We start from the raw sequence: 19,862 nt of genomic DNA, 5'->3' as shown, positions 1-19,862 counted from the left end.
AGAGCACACGTGAGCATAAAAAAGACAACACTGTCATTAGTTACAACAGTCATATTATCTGTTTTTACCCCCCTCCATGCAGCACCTGCGCCGGCATTCACGCCAGAGCAGGAAGCCCGCATAGGGGAAATAGCGGCTGACTATCTGCTGGCGCACCCGGACGTTCTGGTGCAGGTCAGCCAGAAGCTGCAGCAACAACAGCATGCGCGTGAGCAGCTGGCCATGAGCCTGAAGGTCATGGATAACCAGGCGGCCCTGCTCAGGGATGCTGACACACCGGTAAGCGGACCGGCCGGCGCGAAGGTCGCCGTGATTGAGTTCTTTGACTACCAGTGTGTGTTCTGCAGCAGACTGGCGCCGGGGATGGAGCAGGTGATGAAAACCCGCCCTGACGTGCGTTACATCTTTAAGGAATGGCCGATATTTGCACCGAAGTGGGAGACGTCGTCCCTGGCGGCGCAGTACGGTATCGGGGTCTGGAAAGCGAAAGGCGCAGCAGGCTACCTGACCTACCACAACGGGATATATCACACCGGGCACATCGAGGGTGACCTGACGACAGAGGATATTAAGGCGGTAGCTCACGCCGCCGGCGTGGATACGCTGAACGCCGTGGACCATGCCCCTGTTCTGGGAAAAAACGATGCGCTCGCGCAGGCGCTGGGGCTCACGGGTACGCCAGGACTGATTGTGATGCCGGTGGAGAACGCCTCACCCGGAACCATCACCGTCTTTGCCGGGCTGGCGTCACCGGAGCAGATTCTGGCGGCGATCGATAAAGCACAGCACTGACGCGCCTAGTTCCCGCCGGGCTTGTCCAACCCGGCAAAAGCATGATCCCCCCCTGCCTTTGCCGGGTTACCGGTTATCTATGATGTCGCTTTTAGGATAATCAGACAAACTGGCGTGGTGCGCTCTGTTTTAAGCGGGATTTATAAATAGTCTGAAATAAATATCAACAGTGTATCTATTTGTTATCTATATTATTTCATTTTTTAAATGCACTGTTGACAGTGAATATGATGGTCGCAATGTCTCGTTTTGGCGCCTCTGTCGAGACGGAGGTGACTTATAAAAAGACAAATAAACCACTGTGCTGAAAACCAGCACTAATTCAAAAATGAAAGAAGGCTTCAGCTAAAAGATTTTATGCTGTCAATAATTCTGTTTAAACAGGATGATGCTGTTAAAGCTCCGTTAAAACTCTGTTAAAACATATTTCTCAATGCTTGATTTTAATTTCACTAAAAACATCAAAATCTACTACGCTTAGGTTGTCCTTGGATAGCCAGCACCAGTAACTAGGGATAATCAGAAAATTGTTCGCTTGTTTCTCTTCCGGGTGGCTCCTGAGATTGATAAGCAGAGCTGTTAGTTGATCTAAACAAAGGCCACGCACATGTGTAGCCTTTTCAGAAGCATCAAATTACCAAACTACGCAGAGGTTATCTATGACAGATCATTCCAGTAACGTTGATTCATTAACAGAAAATAAAAACAGCATGATTCTACCTGTGCATAACAAAAAATCAGTTGCATCGGATGAAGAAAATCCATTTGACAGCATTGAACTTCCTTATCCTTCAGAAGATGAGGTTAAGAAATAAAACTGGTTACAAGATTGCTTAGCTGTTCATCACTCCAGTGAAAATGATAATGTCACAAAAGCTCCATTTTTTTTGATTTTCATTTGCATTTTATTATGATTAATCCCTCCGGCATTGATGAAATGTCGTTGTTAATAAAGATAAACTTTGATTACGAGATTGTTTTGGCAGAAAATCTACTGACTTTTGAAGCTGATTTTTTTAAGCGCCGATAGATGTAAATCAATTTCATCGACTGAACAACTGCTTTCATATTTCTCCAGGTATAAAGCTTTCAGGTAGTCTTCTAACATCTTCCTGCTGAATTTTTCACGCGCGTGTGTACTAAGAAGAGCAATGATGGCTTCGCCAATTATTGCATGTTCGTTTTTCATCATAACTCCTTGGTTAGAAACATTAATGTTTCGGACCTAAGGAGTAATGAATCTTAATCGGTAGGCTTCACAGTACATTAAGGCTAGCATGCCCTGATAAAAAATGAAAAAATTTAGATTCATATAAAGCGCGCATATTTATAGCAGCCCAGAATACGCGTGAACTGTATGCCTGAAACGCGTATTCATGAGGATGTCCTCATGTGGCTTGTGAAGACATTACTGATATCGCGGTGTGTTAATGAACGGGGAGCAGGTCAGGCACATAAGGGCAACGCTGTTATGTCTGGCGATGAACATTTTCGGGAAGATGTTACTGAGGAAGTGATGAGATTCGCATAGTACGGTGTAGGGCGATAAAACTCCGGTTGGCGTAATATGCATTTCGGTTATCAGCTTGTATAAAGTGAAAGTGGAGGTATTGCCACCATGAGAGTCATCAGACCTGAGTCAAAAAATGAAAAATTCGTGTAAGGCTGTAATCAAAACATACGCTGACAAGATATGCTGAATATTATCGTGTTCCACAGAATGATTTTGTTACTCTGTCTTCTCAGCAGTAAATTTTAGTCGCTGCCGCCGGCTTGGGAATATTTATTTATCGCAAAGCGTTACACTGGCGGCAGTCAGCCCTTTTTCTCCGCGCTGGATAGCGAATTCAACTTTTTGTCCTTCAAAAAGTGTCTTAAAGTTATCACCAAGAAGAGCAGAAAAATGTACGGGTATATCCTTCCCGCCATCGAGAGGAGAAATGAAACCAAAGCCTTTTTTTTCGTTAAACCACTTTACCAGGCCTTTACTTCGTGATGACATACTGACTCCTCGTAAATGATATAAAATTGATAGTAAACGAGTACCACTAACCTCAGGATTATCAAAAGATACCAGCAGTTGTCCTTAATAATGTTTGCTGCCCGCTGTTATGTTTGATACTTCGTCTCGATGGAGGTCATTAACACATGGCGCGTAATGATTAGCAATTTCTTTTTTTATAACATAGAAATGCTTGCAGGAATGAATTAAAGGTGGATTTAAGGTTTTTTTCAGCGTATGGTTGTTGCGAATTTAAAAAAAGGAATTAATTTGTCGCGTAAAATGACTGGAATTGTCAAAAGTTTTGATATTCTTAGTGGTAAAGGTCTCATCATCCCATCAGATGGCCGAAAAGATGTTTTGCTTCATGTTTCTGCTGTTAGTTGCGGCGAAACAAATCAGCTCATTCCCGGGCTCCGTATTGAGTTTTGTCGTATCAATTGCCTTAGTGGTCCTGTTGCAGCGAATATTTACTTAGCATGAATATCATACAATTAGAGGGTCTGATTGGTTTCATTCACCCTTTTTCCCCATAAAAGTCGTCTAAAAGTAGCTCCCCTTGTTTTCTCCCTTTTGTAGATTAAAACTGATGAATACAAATTAAGCGTTCAATTTTTAATCAGGCATGATAAGCTGAAGCTCCTTCATTGAAAGGTTAATCAGAATGTCTATTATTGATTACGCAATGAAATTCATCAGTGGTGCATCGATGACCCCTGTCATCTGCCCCGTCTGTGGCTTCCGGTCATCTCAATCTCTCGCGAAAGTTCGCCGTAAGCAAGCAATGCTGTGCCCGGGATGCAAGGCGCTGTTTGTCTCGTCGCCTTAATCCTTGCACTCATTCGACCATTAGCCCGGTGTTCCCGGACTTAAATCATATTCCCGCAGCTGTTGAATCCCTGATGCCTCACGCCCATCCTGAGAGAACGTTTCTGAACTGATTTCGCAACTGCTCCTGCGCGCTAACGTCGCATCAGAGCAACTCTATGAAAATGAATCCCCGGACGTGGTTTAACCGCTCCCAGCTTCCGGTACAGGTCGCCGGATACGTTACCTTTCCGGCGAACTATGCTGACGATGAATCCAGTCAGCGATCAGAGCTTTTTTCGAACGCTCAGATGGAACGCTATGGAAAAATACTGGCACACACACATAAATTATCGCCCGATAAACTTCCATATTACCTTCTGAAACGACTCGCGGACAACGAAGCTGTCATCACACAAAACTGCTACGAGCTTAATGCCGGGATAAAAACGAGCGTCATGCCTGCAGGGGAATGGCTGCTTGACAATTACTACCTGATTGAGGAGCAAATCCGTACTGTCCGCCAGCATTTGCCGAAAAGTTTTGGTAAAGGCCTTCCCTCGCTGATGTCACCCTTCAGTTGCCCACGAGTTTATAATATTGCCTCAGAGGCCATTGCTCACGGTGATGGTCGCTGGGACGTAGCCAGCCTGACCAGTTATCTCACGGCCTATCAGCAGGTGACCCCGTTGACATTAGGCGAGGTCTGGGCATTGCCGGGGATGCTACGACTTGCTTTGATCGAAAATGTTCGGCGTATCAGCATGGATGTGATAAAGGCTCAGCGTGAACGTAATCTTGCAGGTACATGGATTACTAAAATTTTCGAATGTGCCGAAAATAAGCCTGCTGATTTGATTACGGTAATTGCCGATATGGCGCGTTCCCGGCCACCAATGACCAGTGCATTCGTTGCAGAACTTGTGCGGCGCCTGCAGGGACATGGAAACGTGCTGTCCTTACCTCTGACCTGGGTTGACCAGTGCCTTGCGGAACAGGGGATAACAAGTGAGTCGCTCATACAAAGCTTCAGTCAACAACTTGCTGCCAGCCAATTGTCCATCAGTAACAGCATCGCAGGGCTGCGGTTACTGAGCGAAACGGACTGGGCCGATTTTGCGGAAACGATAAGCGTCGTCGAACAGGTACTGCGCAATGATCCTGCCCGTATCTATCCCGGGATGCATTTCGAAACCCGGGACCATTATCGCCATATTATTGAAATTCTTGCGAGACACAGCGACTTCAGTGAGCCTGAGGTCGCTACCATTGTGCTTGCGCTTTCAGCGGAAACAGCGCCGGAAACACTGGAGCATCACATTGGCTTTTTTCTGGCAGGTGAAGGCCGGCAGCAACTGGAACTTCATCTGTTGGCTGAGACCTCGAAGCTCATACGTATTCGGCACAGTTTTAACAGAATCACCCTCCTTTCATGGCTTGGAAGCTTGGCATTGTTAACTACCGCAACCGCAGCGGAAATTTTACACGCAACGTTCCTGCAGGGCGCAGACTGGCTATTGATCGCCATAATATTACCTCTGATTATCGCGCTGACCCAGTTAATGAGTGATTTGTTGAGTGATGCAACCACCCGTTTTCGCCTTCCTCGCCCATTACCCGCAATGGACTTTTCATCCGGTATTCCGGCTGACAGTGCAACCATGATCGTGATGCCATGCATGCTGACGAGTCAGGAAAGTATCACTACGCTCCTCACAAGCCTTGAAGTCTGCTGGCTGGGAAATCAAAACGAATACCTTCGTTTTGCTTTGCTGACCGATTTCGCTGATTCAGCAAATGAACCAACACCTGAAAGTAATGCTCTTCTCAGGCAGGCCATAGACGATACAGCGGCGCTTAACAGGCGTTATCCTTCCAGCCGCCCAAGATTTTATCTGCTACACCGACAGCCTGAATGGAATCCGGTTGAAGGAATATGGATGGGATATGAACGCAAACGGGGAAAACTGGCATTGCTTAACAGGTGGCTGCGCCGTCCCGGGACACAGTTCATCAGTGCCGCAGGCATGCCAGCCCATCTTTTACCAGGCCATATTAAATACGTCATCACACTGGACAGTGATACGGTATTGCCGCGCGATACCGCGCACAAACTGGTTGCCACAATGGCACATCCGCTCAATAAGCCAGAGTACGATCCGGTTCTCCAGAGGGTTGTCAGAGGTTTCGGCATTTTGCAACCCGGCCTCGCGGAAGAGATACCTCGTAACGGGCAGGGGCGTTATGCCGCGATGCGCAGCAGCGTACCTGGCAGTAATCCCTATTCAATGATGTCTTCAGATATTTATCAGGATCTCTTTGGAGAGGGATCGTTCGTGGGCAAGGGTATTTATGATGTCGATATCTTTGTTCAGGCCACCATTAACGCCTGTCCTGAAAATCTGGTTCTCAGTCATGATTTACTGGAAGGATGCTATGCACGCTCTGGACTATTGAGTGAAATCTTGCTTTACGAGCAGTACCCCAATAATTATCTTTCAGATGTCGCACGTCGCTCACGCTGGATACGGGGAGACTGGCAACTGCTTAACTGGCTGAGGCCACGCGTCAGAAAAGCAAATGGAAGCCATGATAAAAACCCGTTGTCCGCACTTTCTTACTGGAAACTTGTCGATAATTTGCGTCGCAGCCTGGTTACTCCTTCTTTACTGTTATTGCTATTTTTCGCCATGCTTTGGGCACCCAATCCGTTTTACTGGCTTGGTACACTATCGCTTATCTGGCTGCTGCCTGCCATGCTCGCCATCATGCATGACCTTCTGCATAAACCGCTTCGTCGCCACTTTAAAAAGCATTTTTTACTGGTAGGGGCAGGGGCATTCAGACGCCTTTCAGGGACAGGGCTCAATTTGGCGATATTACCGCATGAAGCCGGATATTCTTTAAAAGCAATTGTTGTGACCTTGTGGCGTCTGAGCATCAGCAAACGCAACCTGAGCCAGTGGGTTAGCCACAACCCAGATAACAATCAGGGCAGAGCCTCTGTTGCTCGTTTTTATCAGGCAATGTGGCTGAATGTTATATGTGCCCTTGCACTCACACTTCTGACCGCAAAATTTTCACCTCAGCTGCTGCCGGTTGCTTTCCTGATCACCCTTTTATGGTGCCTGGCCCCGCTGTTGATGTACTGGCTGAGCCGACAGCCAGTACATAAGGTATTTTCACCAAATGAAAAACAAAAAAAACTGTTGCGCCAGACGAGTCGTGAAATCTGGGCGTTTTTTGAGACTTTTGCCACTGAGAAAGAGAACTGGCTTCCACCTGACAATTACCAGGAAAAACCGCAACCGACTACTGCTCACCGCACTTCGCCTACCAATATAGGCCTTTCCCTGATGGCTAACCTCACGGCCTGGGACTTTGGTTATCTACCCGGGGGAGAGGTACTTCGGCGCGTATCGCTCACGCTCGATACGCTGGATAAACTGGAACACTACCGTGGCCATCTTTACAACTGGTATGACACCCTGACGCTGACCCCTCTCAGCCCACGTTATATTTCGAGCGTTGACAGCGGTAACATGGCGGGTCACTTGTTGACGCTGCGTGAAGGACTGTCCGCCATGCGTCATCAGCCTGTTTTAAATACCCAACAGATACTTGCCGGGCTGAACGATACACTGGATATTCTCGATAAACAGTGGAGCCAGAGTCCACCCTTGAGTCTTCCGTTGTTACGAAAACACTGCCTGATCGCCGAGTCGCTTCCCGCACATGTGTTTTTCAGCGAGCTGAAAAAGATGCGCATCCATTGCAAGAACCTGGTAACACAAAGTCACCAGGGAACTCCACTCCAGCAGCGCTGGGCAGGACATCTGGAACATCAACTGGTACAGTTTTGCCACGAATGGTCGTTTCTGCTCCGCTGGTTACCAGCCTCCTGGAACGATCAGACACTCCCTACTCTGGGCTGGCTCGCCAACGCGACCTTTAACGGTAAAGGAAGCCCCCCTGCATCAACGACGCTGCTGGCCCGGATGAGACTGAATATTATCACCGAGCTTGAACAGCGACTGGATGACCATTCGCGGATGGATTTCGCCTTTCTGTACAATGAAGCAACCAGCCTGCTCAGGGTCGGTTATAACTGTGATACGAATACACCCGACAAAAGTCATTACGATCTCCTGCCATCTGAAATTCGCCTGACCAGTTTTCTGTCCATCGCAACTAATCAGTTGCCGCTTAAAAGCTGGTACGCTCTGGGGCGGCTGTTTACCACGATTGATAATGAAACTGCCCTGATGTCATGGAGCGGTTCTATGTTTGAATACCTGATGCCAAATCTTGTAATGCCCTCCTGGCCTGGTAGCCTGCTCGATGAGATGAGTCGATCTGCAGTCATGCGCCAGGTTGACTGGGGAAAAGAACGCGGTGTGCCATGGGGCGTATCGGAGTCCGGCTATCATGCTTTTGATGTACAGCATAATTATCAGTACCAGGCATTTGGTGTGCCTGGCCTTGGTCTTCGCCGGGGTCTTGCCGATGATATGGTTGTCGCCCCTTACGCCACTCTGCTTGCATTAATGATCTCGCCTCAGGAAGCCTGTAGAAATTTGTTCAGGCTGGAAAAAAATGGAGCACGTGGCGAATATGGTTTTTATGAAGCACTGGACTATACCCCCTCACGTCTCACAAGCGGGCAATTGTATGCGGTAGTACAGTCATGGATGGCACATCACCAGGGTATGGCGTTTCTGGCACTGGCTAACGTGCTGCTTGACGCTCCCATGACTGAGAGATTTATGTCCAGTAAGGTATTCCGGTCTGCGAGCCTGCTTTTACAGGAGCGAGCACCGGATGCTATCGACCTCTACAGTCCCCGCCGTCATTTTGAATCTCATGAGGGCAGGATCAGCCCCGTTCGCCATGAGCCCCGGATTTTCAATGGTGTGGACTCGCTGGCCCCGGATATTCAGCTACTTTCCAACGGTCATTATCATCTGATGGTGACTGCGGGTGGGGGAGGCTACAGCCGCTGGAATGATATTGCTCTTACGCGCTGGCGCAGTGATACCACCCGCGACAACTGGGGGGCATTCTGTTTTATCCGTGATACGCAGACTGGCGACGTATGGAGCAATACCTGGCAACCCACGGGAAACACTCCAGAACAAATCGAAGAAGTGATATTTACTGACGCAGGCGCTGAATTCAGCCGCACTTTCAGCGGACTTGGTGTTAAAACTCAGATCGTGATTTCGCCGGAGGATGACATTGAACTGCGGCGACTAACACTGACTCATCGTGGCCGTCATCCCCGCACACTTGAGTTGACAACCTATGCTGAAGTAGTACTGGCACCCGATGCAAGCGATCTGGCGCACCCGGCTTTCAGCAACCTGTTTATTCAGACTGAGCTGGAGCCTGAGCGGGATGCCATCCTTTGCCACCGTCGCCCTCGCTCGCCGGATGAACCTATTCCCTGTCTGTTTCACATGATGGTGTTGCGTGGCGATAACCGTAAACCCGTCTCGTTCGAAACGGACAGGGCTAAATTCCTTGGCCGTGGCAGAACCCCTGCAGATGCCCTTGCCATTGAGGAAGGAGGGGAGCTCAGCAACACCTCAGGATCTGTATTGGATCCGGTACTGGCCATACGCCATGCCATTATTCTGCTGCCAGGCCAGCCGGTCACGATCGATATCATTTATGGCATCAGCGAAAGCCGCCAGAAAAGTCTGGCGTTGCTGGAAAAGTATCGTGATTACCATATTGCGGATCGTATGTTTGAGCTGGCCTGGTCTCATAGTCTGGCTGTCCTGCGCCAGATGAACGCCAGTGAAGATGATGCCACTTTGTTTAATCGTCTTGCGAGCGCAGTGCTTTACCCCAGTCCGGAATTGCGTGCCGAAAGCAAGGTCATCAGCCGTAACAGACGCGGTCAGTCCGGCCTGTGGGGCTGGGGAATTTCAGGTGATCTGCCTGTAGTGCTGCTCCGTATTACCAGCGAGGCTGGTATCGGCTCTGTTACCACACTGATTCAGGCACACCGGTACTGGAGACAGAAAGGGCTGAAAGTGGATTTGGTTATCATGAATGACAGTCCCGGGGGCTACCAGCAGGGCTTACAAAATCAGATTATGGATTTAATTTATGCCGGTTCCGAAGCCGGTCTGTTGGATAAAACGGGAGGACTTTTTGTCCGTAATGGTGAGCATCTCTCCGCTGAGGATAAGCAGCTTCTGTTGAGCGTTGCCTGCCTTTATCTTGATGACCGTGCGGGGGATATTAATGAGCAGCTAAACCAGCGTATACAGACCTCAAAACCCCGTACCAGAGCAATCATTCCGTATAGAGAACCGGGAAGTAATCAACACACTGACTGGACGCCAGAAACCCATCTGTTACGTCATTTCAACGGGTATGGTGGATTTTCTCAGGACGGTCGCGAGTATCAGATTGTCCTGCGGGAAAATAATATGACACCGGCGCCGTGGTCGAACGTACTGGCAAATTCTCGTTTTGGTACCGTCATTTCCGATGCCGGACAGGCTTACACCTGGTATGAAAATGCGCATGAATATCGGCTAACACCTTGGGAGAACGATTCGGTGAGCGATCGCAGCGGCGAAGCGTTTTACCTGCGCGATGAAGAGAGCGGTCAGTACTGGTCACCGACGGCGCTCCCTGTTCGCGGCCGCGGTGATTACCTGACCCGACATGGTTTTGGCTATAGTGTCTTTGCGCATAGAGAAAGTGGAATCGACAGTGAGCTGACTGTTCTGGTCGCCGAAGAGGCACCTGTTAAACTGGCACTTCTGACGCTCAGTAATAATTCAGGGCGAACACGTAAAATTTCCGTTACTGGCTATGTGGAGTGGACGCTCGGGGAATCCCGAACCCGCTCAGCTCTTCATGTTGTGACACATGCGCCCAGTATTCATGGGGGTTGCGCAGTGCTGGCTAACAACTTTTACGGTGATAATGGTGGCGAACGCACTGCATTTTTTGCCGTAAGCGGTAACCATTATTCTCTAACGGGTGACCGCCGCGAATTTATTGGTCGTAATGCTTCCCTGCAAAATCCCTCTGCTATGAAACTGCACAGACTTTCAGGTAAAACGGGAGCTGGCCTCGATCCGTGCGGAGCTGTACAGTCCGCCGTCACACTAATTGACGGGGATCAAAGGACGTTTATTTTTGTACTCGGTACAGCTGAGAATCATGCCAGCGCTCAGGAAACGCTTGTCCGTTACCTGAATGAGGATACGGTCCGCCAGGAGCTGAACCGGGTTCACACCCACTGGCATAACGTGCTAGATAAAATTGTGGTTAATACGCCCGACACCTCTGTGAACTTGCTTGTCAATGGCTGGCTGTTATACCAGACAGTAGCCTGCCGGCTTATGGCCCGCAGTGGTTACTATCAGTCAGGAGGTGCGTTTGGTTTTCGCGATCAGCTGCAGGATACGATGGCCCTGAGTCATGTCGATCCGAACCGTATGCGTGAACAGATAATACTTTGCGCATCACGGCAGTTTACTGAGGGAGATGTGCAGCACTGGTGGCACCCACCTCATGGCAATGGTGTACGTACGAGCTGTTCTGACGACTACCTGTGGCTTCCGCTTGCTGTCTGCCACTATGTGGAAACTACGGGGGATAAAGATATTCTGGAAATATGCATCCCTTATCTGGAGGGGCGGACACTACAGCCTGGTGAGGAGTCTGTTTATAACACGCCTGTCATCAGTGACACTGAAGATACGCTCTGGTTGCACTGCGTAAAAGCTGTGGAGCATGGGCTAAATTTTGGAGAGCATGGACTGCCGCTTATGGGGGCAGGCGACTGGAATGACGGGATGAACCGGGTTGGTATTGAAGGTAAAGGAGAAAGCGTCTGGCTGGGCTTCTTCCTGTATGACATCCTGACCCGGTTTTCGGCACTGGCGGAAAGCAGGCACGATGACAATATGGCCTCGATGTGTCGTTCGCAAGCCCTGCTCCTGCAAAACAACCTCGAAACCCATGCCTGGGATGGTGAATGGTACCGGCGCGGGTATTTTGACGATGGTACTCCCCTTGGCTCGAAAGCCTCGCAGGACTGCCGGATTGATGCGATTGCGCAGAGCTGGTCTGTACTGTCGCGGGCTTCAGGCAGGGTACGGCGCGTTCAGGCCATGCAGGCGCTGGATAAGCACCTTGTGGATAAAGAGGGTGGATTGATAAAACTTTTGGCACCCCCTTTCGATGGACACGGCCCTAACCCGGGTTATATTCAGGGGTATCTGCCCGGAGTTCGGGAAAACGGGGGACAGTATACACATGGCGCCATCTGGGCAGTGATGGCATTTGCCAGAATGGGGAATGCTGAACGGGCCTGGCAACTCTGGTCGATGCTCAACCCGATAAACCACACGTCGAATACAAAAGAGGTTGCGGTTTATAAGGCAGAACCTTATGTCATGAGCGCTGATGTTTACAGCGTTGCTCCGCATACTGGCCGGGCAGGATGGAGCTGGTATACCGGTTCCGCCGGCTGGGCCTGGCGTCTGCTTACCGAGGAATTACTGGGGATAAAACGCTTTGGCAATGCCTTTACTGTCCATGCCCTGCTCCCGGATGAGTGGACTTCTTTCTCTATGGCATATCAGTATGGCGAAAGTCATTATCAGATAAGCATCTTACGCGGTGAAGGAGAATACAGGGTTACGCTTAATGGCATTCTTCTGCCCGATGACAGAATACCACTACATGATGATGGGAAAAACCATACGGTGGAGATCATTCAGCACTGATAATGGTACCAGATGCGCATTAACGTCTGCCGTTAATGCGCTGATTATCTCTGAGAACATCAATCGCGGTCTGCATGGCGACTTTATCATCCCGCCTTTTCTGCTTGTCCTGCGTGACCTGAAGGTATTCGAGTAAGGTTCGGGTATTGATCGGTCGGCCCTGCTTACCCACTGCAAGCACAGCTTCACCAAGAATAATTTTTACTGGCGGAAGCTGTGCCGGGTACCAGTCAAGGGTGTCTTCTGATTTCATTATAAATTTCTCATGGAAGGGTATTGTATCATAAGTCATACCATTTGATTTTTAATGTCTGATGCAATGATTCAAAAAATATATTTAAAACTCAAAGCAGTTATTTTTCTGAATTTACTCCTGCAGAGTTGTCTAAACACTATGTCACGCTAAAGATAAAATGTTTCATGATTTTTTCCTTATGCGTAGAATTTTCATTTGCTTTAAGGGAATCCATGCTGCAACCCTTCACCAAGAAATTTCTCTATCCCCGCTACTGGCTTATCTGGACTGGCCTGGTCCTGCTCTGGCTTATCGTTCAGCTTCCTTATCCTGTGTTACATATTCTTGGCACTGGACTTGGAAAATTATCCAGGCCCTTTATGAAACGCCGGGAAAGTATTGCGGTCAGAAATATTGAACTCTGCTTTCCAGAAATGACACCATTTGCCCGAAGCCAGATGGTCACTAAAAACTTCGTTTCTCTCGGGATGGGGCTGATGGAAACAGGCATGGCCTGGTTCTGGAGTGATGCCAGAATCAAAAAATGGTTTGATGTAGAAGGAATAGAAAACCTGACCAATACAACACGAGGCGTAATGGTTGTTGGAGTTCATTTCATGTCTCTTGAATTGTGCGGAAGGGCTATGGGGTTATGTCATCCTATGATGGCTACGTATCGCCCACACAATAATGCTCTGATGGAATGGATCCAGACTAAAGGGCGTATGCGGTCGAATAAAGCTATGATAAACCGACGTAATTTATCCGGTTTTGTTCATGCACTCAGGGCAGGTGAGGCGGTATGGTTTGCACCTGATCAGGATTATGGTTCTAAAGGAAGTGTTTTCGCACCGTTTTTTTCGGTAAAAAAAGCAGCGACGACAAACGGAACATATGTGCTGTCAAAACTTGCCGGTGTTGATCTAATCACTCTTTGCTTGATTCGACGGAACGACAAAAAAGGATACAACATGTATATCAGCAGTGTGTTATCAGACTATCCTGAGGGGGATGAAATCGCTGCAGCCACGTATATAAACAAGATAATCGAAAGTGAAATCCTGCGTGCTCCTGAGCAATATCTGTGGATGCATCGTCGGTTTAAAACCCGCCCGAAAGACGGGGGGTCATTATACGAATGACTGTTCTCACATGCTGTTTCTCTTTCTGGCTATGACATTCAGGTGGTTCTGAAATCTATTGCCTGGCCGGGAGTAACGTCTCTCTGTCCGGTCCGGCAGGCTCATTTTTTTGTCTGTAAACACTAATGAACAACGGATTTGCTTGAGCACTGACCAGCGCACGTATCTTAAAAACTATTTTCGCTGATCTGCAATGTCCGCTTTTCGCTCAATGCGGACCTTCACCTCAGTGCCAGAAGCAGAAGTAGCATAAGAACTTGTATGTTAAATCCGACCGTATATGCTCCTGAAGTTAGAGATTTAGAAATCTCAAAGCGGCGTGTCAGACCGTTGTCAGGTTGCTGTCGGGTTATGATCGTGGTCGTGCAGGATTGTCTAGGCAACACTATGCGCTGACCACCATCCATTCGGAGACATAATATGAGTAATACCAATAAATTTAAGTCGCTGCGTCTTGCGCGAGCCTGGTCCCAGGAGCAGCTTGCCGAACTGTCCGGACTGAGTGTGCGCACGGTGCAGCGTATCGAGAATGGCGATCAGCCCAGTCTGGAAACACTGAGCGCCCTGGCAGCTGTATTTGAGGTGAGCGTTGCGGATCTTTCTGGTTCTAATGCGCCTATCGATGACGCGCTCGACCAGAGAATTGCCGAAGCGAAGAGCAACGTTGCTGCGGAAGGCCGTTTTTACCGGTCAGCTATTACAGCTATCGTTGTTTGTACGTTGCTGCTTGTTATTAACCACTTTACGGCCCCGGCCAGCGTATGGTCATTGTGGGTAGCGGGGGGCTGGTTTTCACTGCTGGTTATTCGTGGCATAAGGACGTTTGTTTTTCGCGGGCTGATCAGCCGCTGGCAACAGAAGCGGCTGCGGCAAATGCTGCGGCGGTAAACGCGATTCGCAACAGAGATGTTATGTTAAGAGCCTCTGGGAACAGAAGGAGGTATTTATGCGGGAAATAGCTGTAGTGCCATACGATGAAAAATGGCCTGAGATGTTCAACGCTGAAAGTTTTCTCATAAAGACGCTGTTGGGTGACGTGGCTAAAAATATTCATCACATTGGTAGTACGTCAGTACCTGGCCTCTCAGCAAAACCCGTGATTGATATCCTTCTGGAAGTTCACGATATCAACGAATTGGATAAATACATCCCTGCAATGGTTAACGCCGGATACATTGCTCGCGGTGAAAACGGTATTTCAGGGCGTCGGTACTTCATTAAGGGCGATGATCAGCGTAGCCATCAAGTACATGCGTTTTCAGTCGGAGATATACAGATACTAAGGCATCTTGCTTTCCGTGATTATCTGAGGAAAAACAGAAATATTGCAATGGCTTACGCTGAGATTAAGCGTGCAGCAGTATTGCTATATAAGAACGATGCATATCGTTATAGCGCATTCAAAACAAACTTTATAGAGCACCATCTGCAACTCGCACTCATTTATCTGGAACGATAGGTATTGAATTTGTCACTGCGATGTGTTGTTCAAAACAATGCAAATGCTCAATCCCGAGAAGTAAGCTGCCTGACAGGTCTGCCTCTATGCGTTATGAAACGTCCGCTTAGTGCCAGAAGCGGACATTACTGACAGAGCTTTATGCGTACCATCATAGATAGCCCGGCCTGACAATGGCGATCCAGACTCACTGTTATTGCACTCACCTAATCGACATGAAAGAAAATTTAGTGGAAAACCGTGAAGTTTCGTCAGCGCATGCCGATATTAATTTTTTTCTAGATAAGGATATAACGTGAGTAAACTTGTATACACAACCAGCATGATGCTGAGCATGGCATGCGCAGTAGCTTCTGCTCAGGCCAGCACATTGACGGAAAGTCTTTCACGTTGCGACGCGAGTTTTTTCCAGGAAATCTATCATCAGAAAAATAAACTTAACGTTTTGGCTCCTCTCACAATAGGCGAACATCATCTGGCATGGTTCAAAAGCCCGGCTAATGCTAATGACAGAATATGGTTCACCCAGCCTTTAGAAGAACTAAATCTGACAATTTCAGGCTATTATCTTCAAACCAGCGATCTCGAAGAGATCAATGACGGAAAATTTTATTACTGGGGCATGATTTTGCAAAATTCGCCTCAGGAAGTGATGAACGCACTCAACCATCTGAAGTGGGTGAAAGCAGGCGATGAGGCTATCACTCAGGCAATGATAAAAGAAGGACCTGACAGTGGCTGGAAAATCAATGATCAAGCCGTAAGTGGTATTGCCCCGGCCAAAGAAAGCACTGAAAAACTTTTGATGCTAAGCAAAGATAAGAATGGTTCGTTATTGCTTTGCTCGATTCAGGGATATGTCACGCCTGATATGCTTGCAGAATTCAGGCCTGATTTAAAGGGGAAAAATTAATATGAAATTTCCATTGTGGCTTATGTTTTTTTTACTCACAGGATGTGCTTTAAAAAATACGACATCACCTGATACACCGGCAAAAAAACCTGCAGGCTTGATTAAATTACTGTCAGATGACCATGCTATTAACTATGCGGATCTGCGGATGGTTTCAATGTATCAAGGCAACAGTCATTTGCGTAGATTTTATACGATCAATAATTATAAAGAAACGAAGCGTATCAGTTCGCAGCCTCCTGTTTACGTAAATAGTTCTAGAATGATCAATGTCATTAACTGTGATAAAAATCAACGTTCCGTTATGGGATGGACTCTGTTTACTAAACCTTATGCCGAAGGCGATATCATTTACGCAAAACCTGATATTGGCCAATGGGAGAGTTTTCCGCCCAAATCAATTATCGGCATGTTAGCTCAGCTAGTATGTAAAATACCTGCCGACAGGCTGAACCCGGAGCCTGGTCAGGATATACGTAAGCCTTTATTAGATAATTAGGCATAGTTAAAGTCGTGGATTGGCCTGCTTACTTTTGATCAATACGCGACTGCATGACAACTCTATCAAATAGAGAAAAACTCCCAATCTCTGCTTTTCGCTCATATCGAACATTGGCCTGCACAACGTCCGTTTTGTGCCAGAAGCGGACGTTGCTAACACTTGAATGTAATAATACACTGCGAACAGACCATAGGTTTGCGCATCTTTCAGAAACTTGCCCCCTTTGATCCTCGGGCTTTATGAGGTTATCGAGCTTCTCGATACGGACACAGTTACCTTCGCCCACGTAACATAATGCTATATTTATAGCTGGTTCGTTTAGCGGAGAATTTATGGATTCGGGCGAGGATGATAATGAAAAAATACTGGAACTCATTGGTAGCATTGCCCGCAAGCTACTCAGCCAGAAAGGCATAGCACGGAAGGATGATCTGATAAATGCACTGGAGTTTCTCAGCAAAAGCACCGCTGACCCGCGTGTGCGGGAAAATAGTATAAGGGCAATTCAGATGCTGAGTGACCGGATACATTGACTTAGTGAGGCAGAACGTACCCGGTGTAGTAAAGATGCAGGAAAACTACCAGTGACCGTCACTCTGCTGGCAAGGAAATTCGCGCGATAACGGTTTTATTTCAGCACCACAATTACCGGAACAAAGGGCTATGGCGAGAAGTCTGATGGCCTGCCGGATTGCTTCTTTAATAACTTCACGACGGGCAGCCTCTGTCTCCACCTCAAGCATCTGTTTCAGTTGTCGGGCCAGGGTGCGCGCGCTGACGTCATCATCGCCCTCAAGCAGTGTTAATATGGCTTCGCCAATAACGATATTGATTTCTTTTTCACTCCTGAACATATCAACCATCCTGTTGCCTGGCGGTAAAAGTCCGTCGCGGCGGACAAGCAGTATTGCTTTTGAGCGGTCATAGTCTGTGTCTGATTTTCAGTTGCAGCACGACCTGGCTGAAAATGTGAAATCATATCTGCCCTGAGTGTAACAGAGTGAGACCAGCCTGCCAGAATTTTAAACAGCACGGCCACGTCTTTCATTAAGGCTCTGTCGGGATGGTGATGATTCTTAAAGTATCGTGCGTATGTTTCTGATTAAGGATCTTTTGTGCCAGAAGTTGACGTTACTAAGCCTGCACTGCATTATTTGTGGGCGCAGGTTTGAGGGGAAAACATGCACCACTAGCAGTGGTTAAAACTGCCGAAACAATTTAATCGCAGATGCAAATCAACAGTTGCAGCATAACCACTATCATCTTGCCCTTTATCATGTGAAAACATTAAAACTCTATAGACTCAATTCACCGCCGCCTTACCTACACCAGAAAGGTAGCGGTTATTGGCGGATCAGAAAATATGAATCGCCCGGGGGGCTCCTGCGAATCAATATTCTGACTTCTGGCTTATACTAATCAAAAGCCACCCATTGTGGCCTTTTCTCAACTTCAGGGATGCCTATGAAAAATGTTATGGTGTTCTTCAATCGGCAGCAAGTAGTGGTTGTCAGGGTTGAAGATGGCACTACGACAATACTCCGTGAATACCCGAATGGTGAGGAAACTCATCTTAAGATCAGATATGCGGGAGTTCATTCGTTGACTGGCGATCATATTGAGTTTTGTGTAGCTGCAGACAGAGAAATTACATCAAATGAAATCGTCGAAGCTGCAAACAAACTGTTGAAATAGCTCGAGCTAGCTATTTTCTCAAATAAAAAAGCCTTCTGAACGAAGGCAAACTTGAGGTACAGCATTGGTTCTTGTTTTTAGTTCCCTCAATTCTCTCTGAAGGTGTGGCTCATCCATAAGCCATTCCCTGGGTCGGGTTGCGCACCATTCTGCTAAGTATGGTCTACAAACCATTTAAAACAAGCGTAAGCGGAAGATTAATTCAAAAATTTTTATTAACGGCAGAGGAAAGACTATTACGGCATTACAACAGGCATTCACTGTGTGTCTGTAATGCCAGGAAAAAATCGGGCAAGCCTCTGTTCCGGCTTGACACCAGATGTCCTGCGAACGAGGCGACGGCATCGGCAGTGTGCGCATTTCAACCAACTCCCGATTTACCAGTGGCGTGAGGGATTATTCCTGAGCGCACTCATGGAAGATAACCTATGATTTATAAAAGGTTGGGTGTGAAAAAGGAGTATATATGAAACCTGAAGAACTGGAGCGTAAAGCTGAGCAAGAAATTTCTGCTCTTATTACTAAAAAAATCACTGAGCTACGGAAAAAAACAGGCAAGGAAGTTGCTGAGATCGAGTTTATCCCGAGTGAGACCATGTCCGGTCTTGAGGGGTATAAAGTAAAAATAAAACTTATGTAGAACAAACAGGTCGCTTAGACGGCCTTTTTTATTGATCCCAGTTGACCGGTGCGCCCGGAACGCGCATACAGTTCACTGCATTTAAGGACTTTGAACCGCCGCAGACCTTCATTACCGCAAGTGTTTTGCCCTGCGAAGGACGAACTGCCCCTTCACTCAAGGGTATCCAGTTAATCTGCGCCATAACCCCGTGCCGTTCCGGAGAACTCCATCCCGTCACACCATCTGACCAGACCGGGCAGCTTGGTGACTTCAGGATGCGTGTCCGGCGCATCATCCGGCATGGGTAAACCGGAGGGGTTAAAGAGTTTTACCTCCGCGCCCATCGCCGTCAGCAGGCGACCAGCATCTTTCGCGGCAAAGTGGCTGCAGGAACGCTCTCTTACTGAGCCAGACAGGATCAGAATCCGTGGCGACTCCTGCATGTGAAGGCGTTCAGCGATGTGGTTATCACATCATTCCGGGCAGGAAATGGTTCCATTTTTCTCCTCCGGAGAGAGCAGATAATTTCAAAATTAACACATATGATTTACCATATGTATAATCTGAAGGGAACGGAGTGAAAAATGCTACAGCCTGCTCAGCTTTTCAAAATCCTGTCGGATGAAACACGGCTCGCCATCGTCATGCTTCTCCGGGAGTCAGGAGAACTGTGCGTCTGCGACATCTGCGCGGCCATTTCCGAATCGCAGCCCAAAATCTCGCGACATATGGCTATTCTTCGCGAGGCCGGACTGGTACTGGATCGTCGTGAAGGCAAATGGATCCACTATCGTCTGTCACCCCACATACCGGCATGGGCAGCTGAGACAATCACGACATCATGGCAGTGTATGCGGGAGGATTTGCGTAAATGGCTGGATAAATCAGCCTGCACCTCCTGCTGAGGAAGAAAAACACATTTATGTAATCA

At 47.8% G+C, this 19,862-nt stretch carries 18 protein-coding genes and 1 pseudogene; 14 read left to right on the top strand and 5 right to left on the bottom strand.

Going from position 1 to position 19,862, the window contains the following annotated elements; translation table 11 throughout:
* Positions 1-9 precede the first annotated feature (9 nt).
* Together BWI95_RS22175 and BWI95_RS23470 are read left to right on the top strand one after the other, a co-directional pair.
* Positions 10-792: a DsbA family protein gene (locus BWI95_RS22175; protein WP_076770371.1), complete on the top strand. Its 783-nt coding sequence runs from the start codon at positions 10-12 to the stop codon at positions 790-792.
* Between the two features lie 659 nt (positions 793-1,451).
* Positions 1,452-1,607 carry a hypothetical protein gene (locus tag BWI95_RS23470; protein WP_156884960.1) on the top strand — a complete coding sequence of 52 codons (156 nt, stop codon included), beginning with the start codon at positions 1,452-1,454 and terminating at the stop codon, positions 1,605-1,607.
* Positions 1,608-1,783: 176 nt separating this feature from the next.
* On the opposite strand, the gene BWI95_RS22170 is transcribed toward BWI95_RS23470, so the two are convergent.
* Both BWI95_RS22170 and BWI95_RS22165 read right to left on the bottom strand, forming a co-directional pair.
* A complete protein-coding gene (locus BWI95_RS22170; protein WP_156884959.1) occupies positions 1,784-1,984 on the bottom strand; it encodes a hypothetical protein in 201 nt (66 codons plus the stop codon).
* 591 nt (positions 1,985-2,575) lie between these two features.
* Positions 2,576-2,794 (bottom strand): cold shock domain-containing protein, encoded by a 219-nt coding sequence (locus BWI95_RS22165; protein ID WP_054804613.1) that lies wholly within the window; start codon positions 2,792-2,794, stop codon positions 2,576-2,578.
* A 270-nt stretch (positions 2,795-3,064) separates the two neighbouring features.
* Here BWI95_RS22165 and cspF point away from each other — a divergent pair, with 270 nt between their 5' ends.
* From cspF to BWI95_RS22155, 3 genes are all read left to right on the top strand, one after another.
* Positions 3,065-3,277 carry a cold shock-like protein CspF gene (gene cspF, locus BWI95_RS22160; protein WP_076770402.1) on the top strand — a complete coding sequence of 71 codons (213 nt, stop codon included), beginning with the start codon at positions 3,065-3,067 and terminating at the stop codon, positions 3,275-3,277.
* 181 nt (positions 3,278-3,458) lie between these two features.
* Complete coding sequence (locus BWI95_RS23860; protein WP_222837286.1) at positions 3,459-3,623, top strand: YnfU family zinc-binding protein; 165 nt, start codon at positions 3,459-3,461, stop codon at positions 3,621-3,623.
* A 157-nt stretch (positions 3,624-3,780) separates the two neighbouring features.
* Positions 3,781-12,363: a GH36-type glycosyl hydrolase domain-containing protein gene (locus BWI95_RS22155; protein ID WP_076770369.1), complete on the top strand. Its 8,583-nt coding sequence runs from the start codon at positions 3,781-3,783 to the stop codon at positions 12,361-12,363.
* A gap of 19 nt (positions 12,364-12,382) precedes the next feature.
* Here the strand turns inward: BWI95_RS22155 and BWI95_RS22150 are convergent, their stop codons facing one another.
* Positions 12,383-12,616, bottom strand: coding sequence for a hypothetical protein (locus tag BWI95_RS22150; RefSeq protein ID WP_054804618.1), 234 nt, complete (start codon positions 12,614-12,616; stop codon positions 12,383-12,385).
* Between the two features lie 215 nt (positions 12,617-12,831).
* Between BWI95_RS22150 and lpxP the strand changes: the two genes are divergently transcribed.
* The 6 genes from lpxP (at position 12,832) to BWI95_RS22120 (ending at position 17,147) form a co-directional block, all read left to right on the top strand.
* Positions 12,832-13,740, top strand: a complete 909-nt coding sequence (lpxP, locus tag BWI95_RS22145; protein ID WP_042717741.1) for a kdo(2)-lipid IV(A) palmitoleoyltransferase — start codon at positions 12,832-12,834, stop codon at positions 13,738-13,740.
* A gap of 420 nt (positions 13,741-14,160) precedes the next feature.
* Positions 14,161-14,628 (top strand): helix-turn-helix domain-containing protein, encoded by a 468-nt coding sequence (locus BWI95_RS22140; RefSeq protein WP_076770368.1) that lies wholly within the window; start codon positions 14,161-14,163, stop codon positions 14,626-14,628.
* A 58-nt stretch (positions 14,629-14,686) separates the two neighbouring features.
* Entirely contained in the window at positions 14,687-15,199 is a 513-nt protein-coding gene (locus BWI95_RS22135; protein ID WP_054804617.1) for a GrpB family protein, read from the top strand.
* 295 nt (positions 15,200-15,494) lie between these two features.
* Complete coding sequence (locus tag BWI95_RS22130) at positions 15,495-16,112, top strand: hypothetical protein (RefSeq protein WP_076770367.1); 618 nt, start codon at positions 15,495-15,497, stop codon at positions 16,110-16,112.
* Between the two features lies 1 nt (position 16,113).
* Positions 16,114-16,611: a surface-adhesin E family protein gene (locus tag BWI95_RS22125; RefSeq protein ID WP_076770366.1), complete on the top strand. Its 498-nt coding sequence runs from the start codon at positions 16,114-16,116 to the stop codon at positions 16,609-16,611.
* 335 nt (positions 16,612-16,946) lie between these two features.
* Positions 16,947-17,147 (top strand): hypothetical protein, encoded by a 201-nt coding sequence (locus tag BWI95_RS22120; RefSeq protein WP_054804615.1) that lies wholly within the window; start codon positions 16,947-16,949, stop codon positions 17,145-17,147.
* 45 nt (positions 17,148-17,192) lie between these two features.
* Here the strand turns inward: BWI95_RS22120 and BWI95_RS22115 are convergent, their stop codons facing one another.
* Positions 17,193-17,477: a hypothetical protein gene (locus BWI95_RS22115; RefSeq protein ID WP_054804614.1), complete on the bottom strand. Its 285-nt coding sequence runs from the start codon at positions 17,475-17,477 to the stop codon at positions 17,193-17,195.
* 601 nt (positions 17,478-18,078) lie between these two features.
* Here BWI95_RS22115 and BWI95_RS22110 point away from each other — a divergent pair.
* Entirely contained in the window at positions 18,079-18,309 is a 231-nt protein-coding gene (locus BWI95_RS22110) for a hypothetical protein (protein ID WP_038886230.1), read from the top strand.
* A 466-nt stretch (positions 18,310-18,775) separates the two neighbouring features.
* A complete protein-coding gene (locus BWI95_RS22105; RefSeq protein WP_076770027.1) occupies positions 18,776-18,949 on the top strand; it encodes a GnsA/GnsB family addiction module toxin in 174 nt (57 codons plus the stop codon).
* Between the two features lie 52 nt (positions 18,950-19,001).
* On the opposite strand, the pseudogene BWI95_RS22100 reads toward BWI95_RS22105, so the two are convergent.
* A pseudogene (locus BWI95_RS22100) lies at positions 19,002-19,392 on the bottom strand (NADPH-dependent FMN reductase); the annotation flags it as partial.
* A gap of 123 nt (positions 19,393-19,515) precedes the next feature.
* Here BWI95_RS22100 and BWI95_RS22095 point away from each other — a divergent pair.
* The gene (locus BWI95_RS22095) at positions 19,516-19,836 is read left to right on the top strand and encodes a transcriptional regulator (protein WP_038886224.1); all 321 of its coding nucleotides are present in this window, start codon (positions 19,516-19,518) and stop codon (positions 19,834-19,836) included.
* The last annotated feature ends 26 nt before the right edge of the window (positions 19,837-19,862 follow it).

Source organism: Kosakonia cowanii JCM 10956 = DSM 18146 (assembly GCF_001975225.1).
GTDB classification, from domain to species: domain Bacteria; phylum Pseudomonadota; class Gammaproteobacteria; order Enterobacterales; family Enterobacteriaceae; genus Kosakonia; species Kosakonia cowanii.
This window is presented reverse-complemented; position numbering and strand designations above follow the sequence as displayed.

Excerpts from the sequence above, each read along its gene's own strand:
- BWI95_RS22150 (WP_054804618.1), bottom strand. The coding sequence starts at position 12,616 with ATGAAATCAGAAGACACCCTTGACTGGTACCCGGCACAGCTTCCGCCA.
- BWI95_RS22155 (WP_076770369.1), top strand. The coding sequence starts at position 3,781 with ATGAAAATGAATCCCCGGACGTGGTTTAACCGCTCCCAGCTTCCGGTA.
- BWI95_RS22110 (WP_038886230.1), top strand. The coding sequence starts at position 18,079 with ATGAAAAATGTTATGGTGTTCTTCAATCGGCAGCAAGTAGTGGTTGTC.
- BWI95_RS22115 (WP_054804614.1), bottom strand. The coding sequence starts at position 17,477 with ATGGTTGATATGTTCAGGAGTGAAAAAGAAATCAATATCGTTATTGGC.
- BWI95_RS22170 (WP_156884959.1), bottom strand. The coding sequence starts at position 1,984 with ATGATGAAAAACGAACATGCAATAATTGGCGAAGCCATCATTGCTCTT.
- BWI95_RS22095 (WP_038886224.1), top strand. The coding sequence starts at position 19,516 with ATGCTACAGCCTGCTCAGCTTTTCAAAATCCTGTCGGATGAAACACGG.
- BWI95_RS22140 (WP_076770368.1), top strand. The coding sequence starts at position 14,161 with ATGAGTAATACCAATAAATTTAAGTCGCTGCGTCTTGCGCGAGCCTGG.
- lpxP (WP_042717741.1), top strand. The coding sequence starts at position 12,832 with ATGCTGCAACCCTTCACCAAGAAATTTCTCTATCCCCGCTACTGGCTT.
- BWI95_RS23860 (WP_222837286.1), top strand. The coding sequence starts at position 3,459 with ATGTCTATTATTGATTACGCAATGAAATTCATCAGTGGTGCATCGATG.
- BWI95_RS22120 (WP_054804615.1), top strand. The coding sequence starts at position 16,947 with ATGGATTCGGGCGAGGATGATAATGAAAAAATACTGGAACTCATTGGT.
- BWI95_RS22135 (WP_054804617.1), top strand. The coding sequence starts at position 14,687 with ATGCGGGAAATAGCTGTAGTGCCATACGATGAAAAATGGCCTGAGATG.
- BWI95_RS23470 (WP_156884960.1), top strand. The coding sequence starts at position 1,452 with ATGACAGATCATTCCAGTAACGTTGATTCATTAACAGAAAATAAAAAC.
- BWI95_RS22165 (WP_054804613.1), bottom strand. The coding sequence starts at position 2,794 with ATGTCATCACGAAGTAAAGGCCTGGTAAAGTGGTTTAACGAAAAAAAA.
- BWI95_RS22105 (WP_076770027.1), top strand. The coding sequence starts at position 18,776 with ATGAAACCTGAAGAACTGGAGCGTAAAGCTGAGCAAGAAATTTCTGCT.
- BWI95_RS22125 (WP_076770366.1), top strand. The coding sequence starts at position 16,114 with ATGAAATTTCCATTGTGGCTTATGTTTTTTTTACTCACAGGATGTGCT.